This is a genomic window from Burkholderiales bacterium (assembly GCA_015075645.1).
GTDB lineage: Bacteria > Pseudomonadota > Gammaproteobacteria > Burkholderiales > Casimicrobiaceae > VBCG01.
The window spans coordinates 621168-637004 of sequence record JABTUF010000004.1; the positions used below are offsets into that span (position 1 = coordinate 621168).

Annotated in this window: 19 protein-coding genes and 2 tRNA genes; 12 read left to right on the forward strand and 9 right to left on the reverse strand. The window is 71.5% G+C overall.

What is annotated here, in order from left to right:
- Nucleotides 1–6: 6 nt before the first annotated feature.
- Nucleotides 7–1443 (reverse strand): methyltransferase regulatory domain-containing protein, encoded by a 1437-nt coding sequence (locus HS109_13055; protein MBE7523299.1) that lies wholly within the window; start codon nucleotides 1441–1443, stop codon nucleotides 7–9.
- Complete coding sequence (locus tag HS109_13060; GenBank protein ID MBE7523300.1) at nucleotides 1440–1946, reverse strand: hypothetical protein; 507 nt, start codon at nucleotides 1944–1946, stop codon at nucleotides 1440–1442. Before HS109_13060 ends, HS109_13055 begins: the two co-directional genes overlap by 4 nt.
- Nucleotides 1947–2041: 95 nt before the next feature.
- Between HS109_13060 and HS109_13065 the strand changes: the two genes are divergently transcribed.
- From HS109_13065 to mutY, 5 genes are all read left to right on the forward strand, one after another.
- Nucleotides 2042–2986 carry a septal ring lytic transglycosylase RlpA family protein gene (locus HS109_13065; GenBank protein ID MBE7523301.1) on the forward strand — a complete coding sequence of 315 codons (945 nt, stop codon included), beginning with the start codon at nucleotides 2042–2044 and terminating at the stop codon, nucleotides 2984–2986.
- A gap of 131 nt (nucleotides 2987–3117) precedes the next feature.
- Nucleotides 3118–4407, forward strand: a complete 1290-nt coding sequence (tolB, locus tag HS109_13070; GenBank protein ID MBE7523302.1) for a Tol-Pal system protein TolB — start codon at nucleotides 3118–3120, stop codon at nucleotides 4405–4407.
- Between the two features lie 49 nt (nucleotides 4408–4456).
- Entirely contained in the window at nucleotides 4457–5029 is a 573-nt protein-coding gene (gene pal, locus HS109_13075; GenBank protein ID MBE7523303.1) for a peptidoglycan-associated lipoprotein Pal, read from the forward strand.
- Entirely contained in the window at nucleotides 5029–5949 is a 921-nt protein-coding gene (gene ybgF / locus HS109_13080; protein MBE7523304.1) for a tol-pal system protein YbgF, read from the forward strand. The genes pal and ybgF overlap by 1 nt, the downstream gene beginning before the upstream one ends.
- 58 nt (nucleotides 5950–6007) lie before the next feature.
- On the forward strand, nucleotides 6008–7045 hold the full coding sequence (mutY, locus tag HS109_13085) for an A/G-specific adenine glycosylase (GenBank protein ID MBE7523305.1): 1038 nt from the start codon (nucleotides 6008–6010) through the stop codon (nucleotides 7043–7045).
- Nucleotides 7046–7141: 96 nt separating this feature from the next.
- On the opposite strand, the gene HS109_13090 is transcribed toward mutY, so the two are convergent.
- The 5 genes from HS109_13090 to HS109_13110 form a co-directional block, all read right to left on the reverse strand.
- Nucleotides 7142–7432, reverse strand: coding sequence for a type II toxin-antitoxin system RelE/ParE family toxin (locus tag HS109_13090; GenBank protein ID MBE7523306.1), 291 nt, complete (start codon nucleotides 7430–7432; stop codon nucleotides 7142–7144).
- Entirely contained in the window at nucleotides 7432–7647 is a 216-nt protein-coding gene (locus HS109_13095; GenBank protein MBE7523307.1) for an addiction module protein, read from the reverse strand. Before HS109_13095 ends, HS109_13090 begins: the two co-directional genes overlap by 1 nt.
- A 70-nt stretch (nucleotides 7648–7717) precedes the next feature.
- On the reverse strand, nucleotides 7718–8782 hold the full coding sequence (locus HS109_13100) for a hypothetical protein (protein ID MBE7523308.1): 1065 nt from the start codon (nucleotides 8780–8782) through the stop codon (nucleotides 7718–7720).
- Entirely contained in the window at nucleotides 8779–9393 is a 615-nt protein-coding gene (locus HS109_13105; GenBank protein MBE7523309.1) for an RNA polymerase sigma factor, read from the reverse strand. The genes HS109_13100 and HS109_13105 overlap by 4 nt, the downstream gene beginning before the upstream one ends.
- 58 nt (nucleotides 9394–9451) lie before the next feature.
- Nucleotides 9452–10342: a hypothetical protein gene (locus tag HS109_13110; GenBank protein ID MBE7523310.1), complete on the reverse strand. Its 891-nt coding sequence runs from the start codon at nucleotides 10340–10342 to the stop codon at nucleotides 9452–9454.
- Nucleotides 10343–10690: 348 nt separating this feature from the next.
- Here HS109_13110 and HS109_13115 point away from each other — a divergent pair, with 348 nt between their 5' ends.
- The 5 genes from HS109_13115 (at nucleotide 10691) to HS109_13135 (ending at nucleotide 13938) form a co-directional block, all read left to right on the forward strand.
- Nucleotides 10691–11971 (forward strand): serine hydrolase, encoded by a 1281-nt coding sequence (locus HS109_13115; protein MBE7523311.1) that lies wholly within the window; start codon nucleotides 10691–10693, stop codon nucleotides 11969–11971.
- 48 nt (nucleotides 11972–12019) lie between these two features.
- Nucleotides 12020–13135, forward strand: a complete 1116-nt coding sequence (locus HS109_13120) for a YeeE/YedE family protein (protein MBE7523312.1) — start codon at nucleotides 12020–12022, stop codon at nucleotides 13133–13135.
- 47 nt (nucleotides 13136–13182) lie between these two features.
- The gene (locus tag HS109_13125) at nucleotides 13183–13608 is read left to right on the forward strand and encodes a DUF1178 family protein (GenBank protein MBE7523313.1); all 426 of its coding nucleotides are present in this window, start codon (nucleotides 13183–13185) and stop codon (nucleotides 13606–13608) included.
- A gap of 99 nt (nucleotides 13609–13707) precedes the next feature.
- Nucleotides 13708–13784, forward strand: a tRNA-Lys gene (locus HS109_13130).
- 78 nt (nucleotides 13785–13862) lie between these two features.
- A tRNA-Lys gene (locus tag HS109_13135) sits at nucleotides 13863–13938 on the forward strand.
- A 97-nt stretch (nucleotides 13939–14035) separates the two neighbouring features.
- On the opposite strand, the gene HS109_13140 is transcribed toward HS109_13135, so the two are convergent.
- Entirely contained in the window at nucleotides 14036–14653 is a 618-nt protein-coding gene (locus tag HS109_13140; protein MBE7523314.1) for a hypothetical protein, read from the reverse strand.
- A gap of 43 nt (nucleotides 14654–14696) precedes the next feature.
- Nucleotides 14697–15041, reverse strand: coding sequence for a hypothetical protein (locus HS109_13145; GenBank protein MBE7523315.1), 345 nt, complete (start codon nucleotides 15039–15041; stop codon nucleotides 14697–14699).
- Between the two features lie 254 nt (nucleotides 15042–15295).
- Between HS109_13145 and HS109_13150 the strand changes: the two genes are divergently transcribed.
- Together HS109_13150 and HS109_13155 are read left to right on the forward strand one after the other, a co-directional pair.
- Nucleotides 15296–15568, forward strand: coding sequence for a BrnT family toxin (locus HS109_13150; protein MBE7523316.1), 273 nt, complete (start codon nucleotides 15296–15298; stop codon nucleotides 15566–15568).
- Nucleotides 15528–15812, forward strand: coding sequence for a BrnA antitoxin family protein (locus tag HS109_13155; GenBank protein MBE7523317.1), 285 nt, complete (start codon nucleotides 15528–15530; stop codon nucleotides 15810–15812). Before HS109_13150 ends, HS109_13155 begins: the two co-directional genes overlap by 41 nt.
- The last annotated feature ends 25 nt before the right edge of the window (nucleotides 15813–15837 follow it).

Sequence of the window (15837 nt, forward strand, 5' to 3'; positions counted from 1 at the left end):
CGTCGCTCAGGCCTCGAACAGCGCGGCGGAGGCGAGCTGGCCGAGCCGGCGCGCGACCGCGGCCGCCGGGTCGCCCGCCTCCGCGGGCGGGATCGAGGCGCGCACAGCGGCGGCGATCTCTCCTTTCGTGCGCGTGCCGTCGCAGCGCAGCAGCACCGCGCGCGCGCACTCGTCGGCGAGCTTCACGCTGCTGTGGCGCAGGTTGGTGACGAGCCCCGATTGCGCCGCGAGGGCGCGCGACACGGCGCTCGCGCGCGGGCGTTTCGAGGGTCGCGTGACGAAGGCCAGCGCGTCGACGTAGGGATCGGCGAGCCCGATCGCCCACGATTCGCGCAGCTTGCCGTGCGCGTCGGCTTCGGTGACCCCGCGGGCGCGCAGCGCAGCGACGATCGCCTCCGACGGCTGCGCGGCGGGAAACGCTTCGGCGAGCAGGTCGCCGACCGGGTCGGACGTCGCGGCGCCGGCGAGCCGGTGCTGCATGTAGGGCATCGACGCGGCGAAGTGCAGGCCTGCCGTGTCGCGCGCCGCGAGCCGCTTCGAACCCTTCTGCACCAGCAACGACTGACGCATCTGCCGCAGGTGCACGAAATCGAGCATCTGTTCGCGCATGACCGGATCGCGCGCGGCGATGCGTTCGAGGAACGCCGGGCTCGCGGTGCCGGGCGAGCGGGTGCCGGGGTCGATGTCACCCGCCACCTCGAGGCCGTGCTGCGCGGCGTGGCGGACGAACTGCGCGTAGTAGACCGGTTCGTTCTGCGCGGCGAGGTCGTCGTGGTAGATGCCGCTGTCGTCGCGCGCGGCTTCGCGCGCGAAGTTCGCGGCGAGCGCCGCGCCGGGGCCGGGGGCCGCACTCCAGGTCTCGACCAGGAGCGCGATGAACTCGCGCGCGCGTGCCACACGCTCGGCGGGGTCGGTCACGCCGCGGACGTGGAACTGCATCGCCTCCCAGCCGGCCCGGCGCAGCCATCCGCCGGGCAGCAGGTTGTAGTTCAGGTACGCCACGCCGCCCGGTACGAGGCGGGTCGCGACCAGTTTCAGCAGGCCGTCGCGGACGTCCGGCGGCACCCACGAGTAGACGCCATGGCCCATCACGACGTCGAATTGTCCTAGCGAGTGCGGCAGGTCGCGCAGGTCGGCCTCGACGAGCGTGACGTTGCGAACGCCGAACGCTTCCGCCGCGGCACGGGCGCGCGCGGTGAGGAGCGCCGACAGGTCGACGCCGACGAAGCGCCCGCGCGGATACGCGGCGGCGATCGGCAGCAGGTTCGACCCGTCGCCGCTGCCGATCTCGAGCACCGAGATCCTCTCGCGCGCGGGCGGCGCGATGCCGTGGAGTCGCGCGACCGCGAGCAGGCGGTTCGGGTGGGTCTCGTGGAACGGCCGCCCGACGTAGGGAATCGTCTCGTAGGCGACGCGGATCGACTCGTGGATCGACGCGGTCATCGTTCGCGTTGCCTCGCGCGGCGCTTCGTCGGCGCCCGCGCCGATGCGGCGGCGCCCGCGCGCGCGCGGAGGACGCGCTCGGCCCACCACGGCTCGAGCGCATCGGCGAGCGCGGACGGCAGGCGCGTGCCCGACGCGCGCACGCCCCAGCGGAAGCGCCGCCACGGCGGCACCTCGAGTTCGTCGAAGCCGATGAGCGGCGTCTCGAACAGTTCGTCGAGGCGCAGCACGACCGCGCGCGAGAGCGCGCCGCTCGCGCGCTTCGTCTCCACCCAGTGGTCGCGCTCGGCCGGCGCGGTCATCACCACGCCCGACCCGATCAGCCCCTTCGGCGCCACGCCGAGCCGCACCATGAACGCGCGGCTGCCCGGCTCGATGTGGCGGAAGCGTCCGCACGACCACTCGGTGTCGAAGTGGCCGCGGCGGCGGAGCGCGCGGATGTCGCCTTCGAGCGTCGGCCAGTTCCAGAGCTTCGGGTTGAAGGCGAAGAGGTGGGTGGACATCAGGTGTCAGGAGTCAGTTGACAGTTGTCAGTGAAATTCGACATCGGCGCCGCCGGGCTCCCGTCGCGGACGGCGAGCCGGTATGCTACCGCGCGATGCCGCACCTGCCCGCCGTGCTCGCGATGCGAGCCTTAGCCTGCCTCGCGAGCGTCGCGCTCGTCGCGGCCTGCTCGACGGCGACGAAGGAGCGTCCGTCGTCCGGCGCGTCGCCGCCTTCGACCTCGTCGAAGTACTACTCGGACGACGGCCCCCCCGACCGCATTCCGGTCGATCTCGACCAGGTGCCCGACGCGGTGCCGCGCGCGGAGCCGCTGCACCGCTTCGCCAACCGGCCCTACGTCGTGCTCGGCCGCGAGTACGTGCCCGCGACCGCGCTCGGGCCCTACCGCGAGCAGGGCGTCGCGTCGTGGTACGGGCGCAAGTTCCACGGCCAGCGGACCTCGATCGGCGAGGTCTACGACATGTACGCGATGACCGCGGCGCACCCGACGCTGCCGCTGCCGTCGTACGCGCGCGTCACCAACGTCGCGACCGGCGCCACCGTCGTCGTGCGCGTCAACGACCGTGGGCCGTTCCTGCACGGCCGCATCATCGACCTGTCGTACGCCGCCGCGCACCGGCTCGGCATCGCCGCGCGCGGCAGCGGCGTGGTGCTCGTCGAGTCGGTGCTGCCGGGCGATGCGACCTTCGCCTCCGCCCGCCCGTCCGCGGCGGCGCCGAGCGTCACCGCGCCGCCGGTCGTGGCCGCGCCGGTGCCCTCCGCGGCGGGTGCGGGCGCATCGGCGCAATCGCCGGTGCAGGCGTCCGCGGGCGGATTCGTGGTCCAGTTGGGCGCGTTCGGCAGCGAGCCCAACGCCCGCGCGTTCCTCGCGCACGTGCAGGAGCGGCTCGCCGGCGACGGTGTCGTGCCGCAGGTCCGCCAGTCGGGTGGGCTCTTCCGCGTCTACGTCGGGCCCTACGCGTCGCGCGACGAGGCGCACGCCTCGGCGGGCCGGATCGAAGCGGCCTTCGGCATGGCGACCTCGATCGCGCCGCATTGAAAAAGTTACATCGCGTGAACCCCGCGCGAAATCCGCTGTCGTTGTCGCTATAATTCGCCGCACCGGCGGCGCGTTCGGGGGACGACTGCCTCGCGGGAGGCGAGTGTCCACGACGCGCCTTCCCCCTGACGATGAGCCATCGCACCCGACGCACCTTCCTCGCCCTCGTAGCCGCACTGACGGCGCTTCCCTTCGCCTCGGCGCGCGCGCAGCTCACGATCGAGATCGTCGGCGGCGCCGGCACCGCGATCCCGATCGCGATCGTCCCGTTCGAGGGCGAGTCGGCATTCCCGCTCGGCATCTCCGGCGTCGTCGCGGCCGACCTCCAGCGCTCGGGGCTCTTCCGCTCGGTCGACCCCGGCGGCGTGACGCCGCGTCCGTTTCGCGCCGACGAGGTGAAGCTCGACGTCTGGCGCGCCCGCGGCGCGGACGCCGTGGTCGTCGGCACGATGCGGCCGCAGACCGACGGACGCGTGGAAGTCGTCTACGCGCTGGTGGACGCGGTGCGCGGCGGCACGCTCGCCTCGACGCGGTTCGTCGTGGCGCAGAACCAGTTCCGCGCGACCGCGCACAAGATCGCCGACGAGATCTACGCGAAGCTCACCGGCGACGCCGGCGTGTTCTCCACGCGCATCGCCTACGTCGCGAAGCAGGGCAAGCGCTTCCAGCTCGTCGTGGCGGACGCCGACGGCGCCGATCCGCAGACGATCGTGTCGACCGACGAGCCGATCCTCTCGCCGCGCTGGTCGCCCGACGGCACGCGCATCGCCTACGTCTCGCTCGAGCAGAAGAAGCCGGTCGTCTACGTGCAGAACCTCGCGACCGGCGCGCGCACCGCGATCGCCGCGTTCCGCGGCAGCAACAGCGCGCCGGCGTGGTCGCCCGACGGCAGGCAGCTCGCGGTGACGCTGTCGCGCGACGGCGGCTCGCAGCTCTTCCTGATGAACGCCGACGGCTCCGGCCTGCGGCGGGTGATGACTTCGCCTGGCGCCGACACCGAGGCGTCGTTCATGCCCGACGGCCGCTTTCTGCTGTTCACGTCGGACCGCGGCGGCAGCCCGCAGATCTACCGCGTCGGCGTCGACGGCGGCGGCGTCGAGCGCATCACCTTCGACGGCAGCTACAACGTCTCGCCGCGGGCGCTGCCCGACGGCAAGGGCATGGTCTACGTGCGCCGCGACGCCAACCGCTACCAGATCGCGATCATGGATTTCGCGACGCGGCAGACACAGGTGCTGACTGCGGGGCCGCTCGACGAATCGCCCAGCGTCGCGCCCAACGGCAAGCTCGTGCTCTACGCGAACGAGACCGCGGGGCGTGGTATCTTGAACGCGGTGTCCGCCGACGGGCGCGTGAAGCAGCGCATCGTCGCGCCGGCCGCCGACGTGCGCGAACCCGCGTGGGGTCCGCTGCCGAAGTGATCCCGCGCGCTCGAACCACTCTCGCCCGTCCCACCAGAAGGAGGACTCCATGACCAAGCCGATCATCCTCGTCGCCGCGTTCGCCGCCGTGCTCCTCGCCGGCTGCCAGAGCACGCCGACCGACCAGGCCGCCGCGCCGGTCGAGGACCGCGCGGCAACGTCCGCCGGCGCCGGCTCCGGTGCGAGCACGAGCGGCGCGGGCAGCGGCGGCGTGTCCGGCACGGCGCAGGGCCAGCAGCGCTCGACCGCCGCGACCGGGAATCCGCTGAAGGATCCGTCGAGCCCGCTCGCGAAGCGCAGCGTCTACTTCGAGTACGACAGCTTCGTCGTCAAGGACGAGTACAAGCCGATGATCGAGGCGCACGGCCGCTACCTCGCGCAGAACCGCAGCGCGAAGCTGACGATCCAGGGCCACACCGACGAGCGCGGCTCGCGCGAGTACAACATCGCGCTCGGCCAGAAGCGCGCCGACTCGGTGAAGCGCATGCTGACGCTCCTGGGCGCGCAGGACGCGCAGATCGAGACGGTGAGCTTCGGCAAGGAGAAGCCGAAGAATCCGGGCCACGACGAGGCGTCGTGGGCCGAGAACCGTCGCGACGACCTCGTCTACGCCGGCGACTGATGCGCGCGCGACTCCTGCATGGCGGGGGCCGCGCCGCGGCGCTCGCGCTCCTCGCGGCGGCGGGCGTCGCGCACGCGGCGCTCTTCGACGACGAGGAGGCGCGCAAGCGCATCGCGGACACCAACGTTCGCCTCGCGCAGGTGCAGGGGCAGCTCGAGGCGCGCATCGCCGCGCTCGAGCAGCAGTTGAAGGCGCAGGGGTTAGTCGAGATGCTGTCGTCGATCGAGCAGATCAAGGCCGACCTCGCGAAGCTGCGCGGCCAGCTCGAGGTCGTGACCTTCGAACTCGCCGAGGCGCAGAAGCGCCAGCGCGACCTCTACGTCGACCTCGACTCGCGCCTGCGCAAGCTGGAGACGCAGCCGGCGGCGCCGGCCGCATCGGTCGCTCCCGCGGGCGTACCGGCTCCGGCGTTGCCCGGAGGTGCGATCCCGGCGGCGCAACCCGTTGCCGGTGCGACCGGCGCGCCGGTCGCCGGGACCTTGCCGCTTGCCGCGGTCGGGGCCACCGTACCGGTGCCCGGCTCACCCGCTGCGACTGCGGCCGCGCTCGCGACCGAGCAGCGCGAGTACGACGCGGCGCTCGAACTCTTCAAGCGCGCGGATTACGCCGGCGCGATCGCGTCGTTCGGCGCGTTCGTCAAGGCGCGTCCGAAGAGCGCGCTCGCGCCTTCGGCGCAGTACTGGATCGGCAACGCGCAGTTCGCGCGGCGCGACTTCCGCGCGGCGATCGCGGCGCAGCGCGTGCTGCTCGCGCAGTATCCGGACAGCGCGAAGGTCCCCGACGCGATCCTCAACATCGCCACCGCGCAGGGTGAATTGAACGAGAACGCCGCCGCCCGCCGCACGCTCGAGGACCTGATCGCACGCTATCCGACCTCCGAGGCCGCGGGCAAGGCGCGCCAGCGCCTCGGCGTCCGGTAGTCGCGCCATCCTTCCGGCCGCCGGGACGCACCCGGTACAGGAGTCGGCAAAGCGTCCGATGCGCGGATTCGCCGCACGCGTCGTCGCCTGGCAGCAGGCGCACGGTCGTCACGACCTGCCGTGGCAGGGTTCGCGCGATCCGTACCGCATCTGGGTCGCCGAGATCATGCTGCAGCAAACGCAGGTCGCGACCGTGATCCCGTACTACCTGCGCTTCGTCGCGAGCTTCGCCGACGTGCGCGCACTCGCCCGCGCGGACGAGGACGACGTGCTCGCGCACTGGAGCGGCCTGGGCTACTACCGGCGCGCGCGGCACCTGCATGCCGCGGCGCGCGCGGTCGTGCGGCGTTTCGGCGGAGCCTTCCCGCGGGACGCGGCCACGCTCGAAACGCTTCCGGGCATCGGACGCTCGACCGCGGCGGCGATCGCCGCGTTCGCGACGGGCGAACGGGGCGCGATCCTCGACGGCAACGTGAAGCGCGTGCTCGCGCGCCATCGCGGCATCGGCGGCGATCCTGCGTCACCGCGCGTCGAAGCGAAGCTGTGGGCCCTCGCGCGTCGCCTCGTGCCGCGCGACGACGTCGCCGCGTACACGCAGGGCATGATGGACCTCGGCGCGACGCTCTGCACGCGCGCGAAGCCGCGCTGCGGCGACTGTCCGGTCGCGGGCGACTGCATCGCTCGGCGCGAGGACCGGGTCGCCGAGCTGCCGGGCCGGCGCGCGCGCCGCGACCTGCCGCACCGCGAAGTGCAACTGTTGTGGATCGAGCGCGCGGAGGAGGTGCTGCTCGTGCGCCGTCCCGCGACCGGCGTGTGGGGCCGGCTGTGGAGCCTGCCCGAAGCGGGGGTCGACGAGGATCCGGTGGAGGCGGCACGCGCGCGACTCGGCATCGCCGCGCGATCCGGCGGTCGGCTCGCGCCGATCGAGCACCGCTTCACCCACTACGCGCTCACGATGCATCCATCGAGGCTCGCCGCCAGAGCCTCGCGCGCCGCTGCGCCGTCGGAGTGCCTGTGGGTCGCGCGCGCCGATCTCGCGCGCGCTGCGCTGCCCGCGCCGATCCGCAAGCTCCTGGGGAATCGGACCCGCGCCTGACAACTGCGACCTGAAGTGCCAGGTAACCGGCGCCGACGAGTCGCTCGCTCGAATCAGCGCCGCAGGCCGGCGTCCGGTTGACCGCGAGATTCGCGATCACACCCGGCCGCGCCAGCGCAAAGGGTCGCGACGACCGTGCATGCTCGCGACGACGACAACAGCGTTCGGATACGCCCGATAGAATTTGGCGCAGGGAAAGCGCTCCAGCAAAAGGCGTCGCGCATCTCGAAACACGATTGCTTGGCGAAGTGGATGCGCCACGATTTCGCGCAGACCGGCATCGAGCACGGCGAGAAACTCTTCACCTGGACCAGATCGCTGCTGCTCGTACCACGAACACGCTTCCTCGACGTCCGCAGCTGCAGCGGGCCGAAGAATCAGGTCCATTACGGAGAGCGCCGCCGAATCTTGCGAAGAACGTCATCCCACGGAATGCCGGCCGGCCCATCGCGATCGAGATCGTCGAGACGCCGTTCGAGTTCTCTGCGCTGCGCCGCAGTAACGGGCACTGACTCAGGTGTGGCAATGAGGCTATCCCAGTTCTGCTCTAGCAGCTCAAGTCGCTGCTCTGCAGTCAACCCGGCGATATCAATCGTGCTCATGGCGAAATTATAGCGCTGAGACCCATGCGATGGCTAACGCTACATGTCCTGCATGACCTGAGGCTGCTTCTCATCGCGGGACATCGGCGGCGAACGCGCGGAGGTCGTTCGGCAAGCGCGCGTCGGCGTCGATGTGGGTGCGGCGGAAGCGCTGAAGTTCGCGGATCGCGCCGTCGCGGTCGCCAGCGGCGAGGCGACGCCGGATCTCGGCGATGAAGGTGTCGGGCGGCGTGACCGCCAGCGCCTGGACTTCGGCGCTCGCGGAGGCTCCGGAGCTTCGCGCCGACGCCGGCGCGGGCGCAGGACGCGTGGCGGGCGCTTCGAGCTTCGAGCGTCCCGCCGCATCGCGCTCTCCGGCCACGGAGGGAGCGGCCTGCAACGTGCCGGGAGTCGCCGCTTGCACCGCCGCTGCAGGCGGCGGACTCGCAGGCGGACTCGCAGGCGGGGCGGGAACGAAGCCCTCGTTCTGGCGCGGTACTGCGGCGCTAGCATCATCCTTGCGTTCACGGCGTGGCGCGCTGCCCGACGCGCCGACCTGCGGGCGCGCGGTGTCCGTTCCGGCCGCCGATCGTTCCTTCGGGGCGTCCTGGGTCGCGGGCTCCGCGGTGCGTTTCGCCGTCGCCATCGCGGGCGCCGCCGCCGGCGTTTCGCGCTCGACGGCCGCGGACTTCGATGCCGCCATCGACGGGGCCGCTGGCGCTTGCGGGGCCTGTGCCGCCGCACGCGGCTGCGCGGCAGATACCTGAGCATTCCCGCTTCGCTGCGTGATCTCCGGGGCGGCGGCTGCGGGTGCGGCCGCATCAGGTTTGGCCGGCGTCGCAACCGGTTCGACGCGGGGTTGCTGACGCACGGGCGACGCGTCGCTCACCACCGTCGGCTCGATCGATTCGTGCGGCAGCGACTGGATCACGCCGATGGCGATGGCGCCGATCGTCGCCGCGGCCGCGAGCGGCGTCCACCAGCGCCACGGCTTCCGCGCTTCGGCGACGGACTCCGCGCGCGGCTTCGCGCCGACCGCGCGACGGGCGGCGGCGCGGATCGCGTCGTCGAGCGAGGCGCCCGGCGCGTCCTGCATCGCGTCGCGCCACACGCGGTCGACGACGTCGTCGCGAGGGTCGTCCCGCGCGGTCGTCATGCGAGATCCTCCAGCGCCGCCCGGAGCTTTGCATAGGCGTAGCGCACGCGGCTCTTCACCGTCTCCTCGCCGGCATCGGTCAACGCGGCGATGTCGGCGAGCGACATGCCCGACTCGATGTGCAGCAGGAACGCATCGCGCTGCGCCGGCGGGAGTTGCGACAGCGCGGCGTCGATGCGCTCGCGCGCGGCGCGCGCCGCCACGCGGGTCTCGGGCTCGTCGACGCGCGAGCCGGGGATCGCGTCGACGCGCGCGCCCGTCTCCTCGTCGCCGTCGTCGTCGAGCGACTCGACGCGCGCGCGGCCGCTCGCGCGCCAGTGGTCGACGAGGCGGTGGTGGGCGAGCGTGTAGAGCCAGGTCGCGAACTTCGCGGTCGGGACGTAGCTCGCGCGGGCGCGAATCGCATTCATCCAGACGTCCTGGAACAGTTCGTCGGCGAGCCCGGCGTTGCCGAGGTGGCGGACGAGGTAGCGGTACAGGCCGCCGCGATGGCGCGCGTAGAGCCGGTCGAACGCCCCGGCGTCGCCTGCCGCGTAGGCCAGCATCAGCGCCTCGTCGCCGGCGTCGTCTCCGGCGTCCGCGGGCGGCCGCACGCGCGTCGCGTCGGGCATGATCCGCCCAGTATGCGGGCGGATGCCCGACGCGGCAACGCTCACGCGCATGTCGCGCTCAGCGCGGATCGGGCACGAATCCCGGCCAGGCGGGAAACGGCGAGGGCACACGGGTCGCATACCGTGGTCCCGGCACGATGCCGCGCGCGACGAGCGCCTCGCGGCGGTCGTAGCGGATGGCGACGGTCGCCTCGGGCGCGAGGGTCGCGCGGTCGAAGGCGACGCGCGTCACCCACGAAGTCTCGCTGCGCCCGTGCCCGGTGCCCAGTCGATCGTCGCGGCGTTTCACCGCCGATTCCGCGGACGGTTGGCTCGCCCCCGCCTCGAGTTCGCGCGCGACGGCCCCTGCGGGAGCCTGCGCCAGCGGGGGTGCGGCCGCAGGCGCCTCGGCGCGCGCCGAGTCCTTCGCATCGTTCGCGATCGTCGACGGCTGCCGCCAGGCGATCGGCACGCGCTCGCGAAACACGGCGACGCCGATCACGCCGACGTCGAGCGGGCGCCCGGTGCGCGCGGCGTAGCTCGAGGCGACGTCGGTGAAGTAGAACGCCGCCGTGTTGCTCACGCTCCTGCGCCACCCGGCGACCTCGACGCTGCCGTAGGGTTCGAGCACGTAGCCGGTCTGGTCGGGCGCGGCGGTCTCGCCGGTGATTGCGTTGACGCCGTCGACCGACAGGACGCCGAGGATGCGCGTTCCGGTGTGATTGCGGATGCGGATCGCGTATTCGTTGCCCGGCGTGCCGATGATCCAGCGCTCGCTGCCGGAGACATACACCGGCAGCGGTGCGCCGCTCGTCCGGTCGACGACCTCGACCGTCGCGAGATGAGTGGACACCGCCGCCATCGGCGGGCTGGCGGCGCACCCGGTCAGCGGGAAGGCGAGCGCGGCGGCGAGCGCGAGCGCACGCAGGGCGGCGTCGCGTCGTGGGAGCGTGCGAGGGGATCGTGCCATCGGAGGCCTCCGTTCATGGGGCCGGCGAAGACCGGCCTGCGATGGCTGTGAACGGAGCGGGTGCGGCAACGGGGTCAGGCATCAGGAGTCAGGAGTCAGGAGTCAGAGGACAGAGGACAGAGGACAGAAGCGTCGGCGTCTCCGGTGGCGGCGCGTCGAGCGCCGTTGCGAGGTCCTGGTAGGTCCGGCTTCGGCCGGACGCTGCTTGCGCCCATCCGGCGAACCCCGTCAGCCTGACCCGCAGGGGAAGGGCCCATTGGCCATTGACCCTCGCGCCGCCACTACCGACGCGACGCTTGCGCAACGGGGAGTTCGCCGCCACGCTGTCGGTCGACGGGACCGCCACGCATGCCGCTCCACGCACGCCTCCGATCGCTGAGCCGCGTTCGCGCAAGGTCATGCTGCGGGCGGCCCGGACGCGCGCCATCGTGGATCCTCGCGGTCGGGCTCGTCGTCGCTGTCGACGCCGGCGCCGCACCGGACGAGGAAGCGCTCGGCAGGAACGAAGGCTATCCGGTCTGCCGCGATCAACCGCTGCGCCCCGAGACGCGTTGCCTCGTCGGACTGGTGAGCCGCTGGGACGAGGTCCATGCGACGCGCAAGGTCGCCCGCGGCGAAGTCGTCTCGCCGCTCGCGCGCGCCTCCTCGGAGCCCGCGATCGGCTACCGCTTCGCGAACCTCGATCGGCCGACGCTCGACGACTATCTCGCGCGCAATCGCACGACCGGCCTCGTCGTGCTGAAGGGCGACACGATCCTCGTCGAACGTTACCAGTACGACCGCCGGCCGGACCAGCGGATGGCGTCGTACTCGATGGCGAAGACGCTCGTCGGCATGCTGGTCGGCATCGCGATCGGCGAGGGAGCGATCCGTTCGATCGACGACCGCGCCGATGCGTACGTGCCCGCGCTCGCGGGCACGCCGTACGGCGAAACGCCGATCCGGCACCTGCTCACGATGTCGTCGGGCATTCGCTACTCCGAAACCCACGGCGGGAGCGACGACGTCGACCTGCTCGCGCGCCTCTCGATGGGGCGGGGGAGCGACGGCGGCGCGGCGACGGTCGCGCCGTTCCGCACGCGCGAGCATCCGCCGGGCGAGCGCTTCAACTACTCGTCGGCGGACACGCAGGTGCTGGGGCTGGTGTTGCGCGCGGCGACCGGCGCTCCGCTCGCCGACTACCTGTCCGAGAAGATCTGGAGGCCGATGGGCGCGGAGGCCGACGGCTCGTGGACCGTCGACAAGGGCGGGTACGAAACGGCCTACTGCTGTTTCAACGCGATACTGCGCGACTACGCCCGATTCGGCAGGCTGCTCGCGAACGACGGCGCGCAGGCCGGCCGGCAGATCATTCCGGCCGGATGGGTGCGCGCGGCCACCACGCCTTCGTTGCGGCGCTTCGAGCCGGGGCAGACGGGCGAGCTCCACGGATACGGCTACCAGACCTGGGTCGTGTCCTCCGGCGACGGGCGACAGTTCGCGGCGTGGGGACTGCGCGGCCAGAACCTGTTCGTCGATCCGGCGAAGAAGCTCGTGTTCGTCAACACCTCGGCGGGGCCGCTCGGCGACCCCGGCAGCGGAGAGCGCCTGTCGCTCTGGTACGGGATCGTCGACAGCGTGGGCAGGTAGCCCGCGCCCGCATGCCATAATTCCCGGCCCCACCCGCACGAAACGCCCATGAAAGACGCCGCCCAGATCGCTCCGCTCGTGACCGGAGGTGCGTTCGCGCTCGCGTTCGTGTTCGGCTGGGTCGCGAACCGCGTGAGTTTCTGCACGATGGGCGCGGTCTCCGACGTCGTGAACTTCGGCGACTGGCGGCGCATGCGCATGTGGCTGCTCGCGATCGCGGTGGCGATCGCCGGCACGGGGGCGCTGCAGGCGACCGGAACGATCGACGTCGCGAAGTCGATCTACACCGGCGCTCAGGTGCCGTGGCTGTCGCACATCGTCGGCGGATTCCTGTTCGGATTCGGCATGACGCTCGCCTCCGGCTGCGGCAGCAAGACGCTGATCCGCGTCGGCGCGGGCAATCTCAAGTCGCTCGTCGTGCTGATCGTGCTCGCGATCACCGCCTACATGACGCTCAAGGGCGCGTTCGCGGGCGCGCGCGCCTTCGGCCTCGATCCGTTCCGCATCGACATGGCGTCCGTGTTCGGGACGAAGACCTCCGACCTCGCGTCGATCGTCGGCGCGTCGGCGGGCGGGGCGAGGCTCGCGGTCGCGCTGTCGGTTGCCGGGGCGATCGCCGCGTTCGTGTTCGCGAGCCGCGACTTCCGTTCGACGACCGAGATGATCGTCGGCGGCCTCATCGTCGGCGCGGTGATCGTCGGCGGCTGGTACGTCTCCGGGCACCTGGGCTTTCTCGCCGAGGACCCGGCGACGCTCGAGGAGAAGTTCGTCGCCACGAACACCGGTCGACTGGAGTCGTACTCGTTCGTGGCGCCCGCCGCGTACCTGCTCGAACTCTTGATGCTGTGGACCGACAGCACGCGGGTCATCACCTTCGGCATCGCGGGTGCGCTCGGCATGATGGCGGGCTCGGGCGCGTACGCGCTCGTCTCGCGCACCTTCCGGTGGGAAGGCTTCGCCAGCGTCGAGGACATCGCCAACCACATCGTCGGCGGCGCGATGATGGGTTTCGGCGGCATCACCGCGCTCGGCTGCACGATCGGGCAGGGCCTGACCGGCATGTCGACGCTCGCGATCGGCTCGATCCTCGCCCTCGCGTCGATCCTGGCGGGTTCGGTGGCGGCGTTCCGCTACCAGACTTGGCGGCTGGAACGTCTCGGGTAGGCGGGCGCGTTGTCCACGCCGCGGCCCGCCCGCACGTTATCGATCCCATGATCGTCTTCGACCTCCGCTGCGCTCAGGGCCACGGCTTCGAGGGCTGGTTCGACTCGGGCGAGGCGTTCGAGTCGCAGCACTCGAACGGGCTCGTGCGCTGTCCGGTGTGCGATTCCGCGGAAGTTGCCCGGCAGCCCGCGGCGCGGGTCAACGTGCCGAAGGGCCGTGAAGCGGTCGCGTCGACTGCGACTCCTGCCGTCGCCGGCATGTCGCGCGAACTGCTCGCGAAGCTGCGCGAGATGGTCCGCAACACCGAGAACGTCGGGCGCCGCTTTCCCGAGGAGGCGCGCAAGATCCACTACGAAGAGGTTCCGCACCGCGCGATCCGCGGCGAGGCGACCGCCGACGAGGCGCGCGAACTCGCCGACGAAGGTATCGACTTCTCGCCGATTCCGTCGATCCTGTCGCGCGACGAGCAATAGGGTTGCGCTGCCGGTTTCGCGGCGGGACCGCCGTCCGTCCCGGAGCCCCGCGGAACTGGCGAGCGCGACGGCGATCGGCTACAATCCCGCGTTTCCCGCGGGCCGTTAGCTCAGCTTGGTAGAGCAGCGGACTTTTAATCCGTTGGTCGCTGGTTCGAATCCAGCACGGCCTACCAGGCCTTCCCGGTCGGCCGCACCGTCGAACCGGTCGGGCCGGGACGCCGCGGGCGCGGTAGAATCACGCTTCTTTCGGCGGGCCGTTAGCTCAGCTGGTAGAGCAGCGGACTCTTAATCCGTTGGTCGTAGGTTCAAATCCTACACGGCCTACCAACCCGTCTTCCGCAGGTGCCCGAGCCCGGGTGCAGGCTCGCCCCCGTTGCTCGGGAGGCTCGGCCGACACGCCGTCGACGGAAGCCCCGCGCGCGGATCAGCGCGTCGCGATCAGCCCGTCGGCTTGCAGCCGTCCGACCACGTCGTTGGCGAACGCCGGCACGCCCTGCGAGAGCGAGAGCGGCGAGTAGGTGACCGGGTTGTAGGTCCAGACCGGGCGCGCGGTCGCGACGTCGAACAGCGTCGTGAAGATGTTGGCTGCCTGATAGTTCTCCGACACGACGCCGGGCGCGTACCAGCCGACGTACAGGTTCGGGCCCGCCTGCGCGACCGTGCCGGCCGAATAGGCGAGCGTCGACTCGGTCTGGACGTCCGACATCCGGACGAGCAGCGCACTGTCCGCGCCGGATCGCGCGACGGCTGCCCGCATCGTGGCTTCGTCGGGCACGCGGTCGGTCGGAACGAATTGCCAGCCGGGCACCGCCACGACGCCGGCGCTCTGCAGCGTCGCGACCATCGCGTTCTCGAAGCCGCGCTGGTCGACGAGGCTCTGCGCACTCAGGCCGACGACGAAGACCTTGCGGAACGGTGGGCCGCTGAACCCCGGATCGCGCCAGGTCGTGACGTTCGTGGGCGACGGCGCGGCGGCGCAGGCCGCGAGGAGCGCGCAGGCGAGCGTCGCGATCGAACGCCGCAGCATCGAAGTGTCAGGCAAGAGAAATCTCCGGATATTGTCGTGGACGGATGTCGTGCCGACGCTAACGCTGCGGCAGCATGCCGAGCACGCACGATACGCCGGGATCGCCCGACCTGCCCTCGAGGTCGCTCACCACGGCGAGCGTCCATGGGTCGGCGCCGATCCGGCCGCTGTACAGGCGCGAGGTCGCGTCGAGGAAGACCATCGCGTGGTCGGATGCGTTCATGCCGAGGAGCGAGCCCACCTCGTAGCGTCCGATCGTCTGGAAGTTGCAGGCCGCGGCGACCTTCGCGATCCATGCATCGAACGCGCTGTCCGGCCGGACGGCGTCCGGGGCGCAGGCCCAAAGCGTCATCGGGGACACGAGCGCGAGCATCAGGCGCAACGAGACGAGGCGAGTGTGCATCTGCGGTCCGTGGATCCTGCGGTCGTTGGCGTGCGGGGCGGCGTGGACGCCCGTCAGCCGCTGCTGGCGACTTGCGCCTGTCGGGGGCGGCTGCTCGCGATCGCTTCGGTCCTCGTGTTCGCCTGGTCGGTCGGTGCGCTGCCCATCGCTCGAGTCAAGCCGTGCCGCGAAGCGGTCTCGGCCTGTACGGCATGTCCGCCCCGGCCCCAGCCACGCCTTGACAGCCACATTATTGTATATACAATAAATACCGCGTGAGCCACGACCCCGCCAAGCGACGCAGGAACCTGCGCAAGCACGGTATTGACTTGCCGGCGTGCATGGAAGCGTTCGAAGGCCCGATGCTTACCCGGGAGGATGACCGTGAAGACTACGGAGAGCAACGGTTGGTCAGTCTGGGCTGGGCGCATGGCCGGGTGGTGGTGCTGGTATGGACCGACCGCGAGGGCGGTCCGAGATTGATCTCCTGCCGAGAGGCCGAACCCCATGAACGTGAAGCGTACTACCGCGCGTACCCGCAAGGCTGACGTGCCCTACAACCCGAAGAGCAAAGCGGCAACCCGGAAATTCTGGGAGGCCGCGACGCCCCACCGAGGGGTTGCCGAACTGCGAGCCAAGCGGGGCAGGCCCGCCAAGGCAGCGGAAGACCGCAAGGAGCAGATTGCCTTGCGTGTGGACAAGGACGTGCTCGAGTGGTACCGCGCACAAGGAACAGGATGGCAGACGCGAATGAACGCGGTGTTGAAAGCGTTCCGGGATGCGACAGTCTGATTGCCGGGCCTGACGCCTGGTGGCG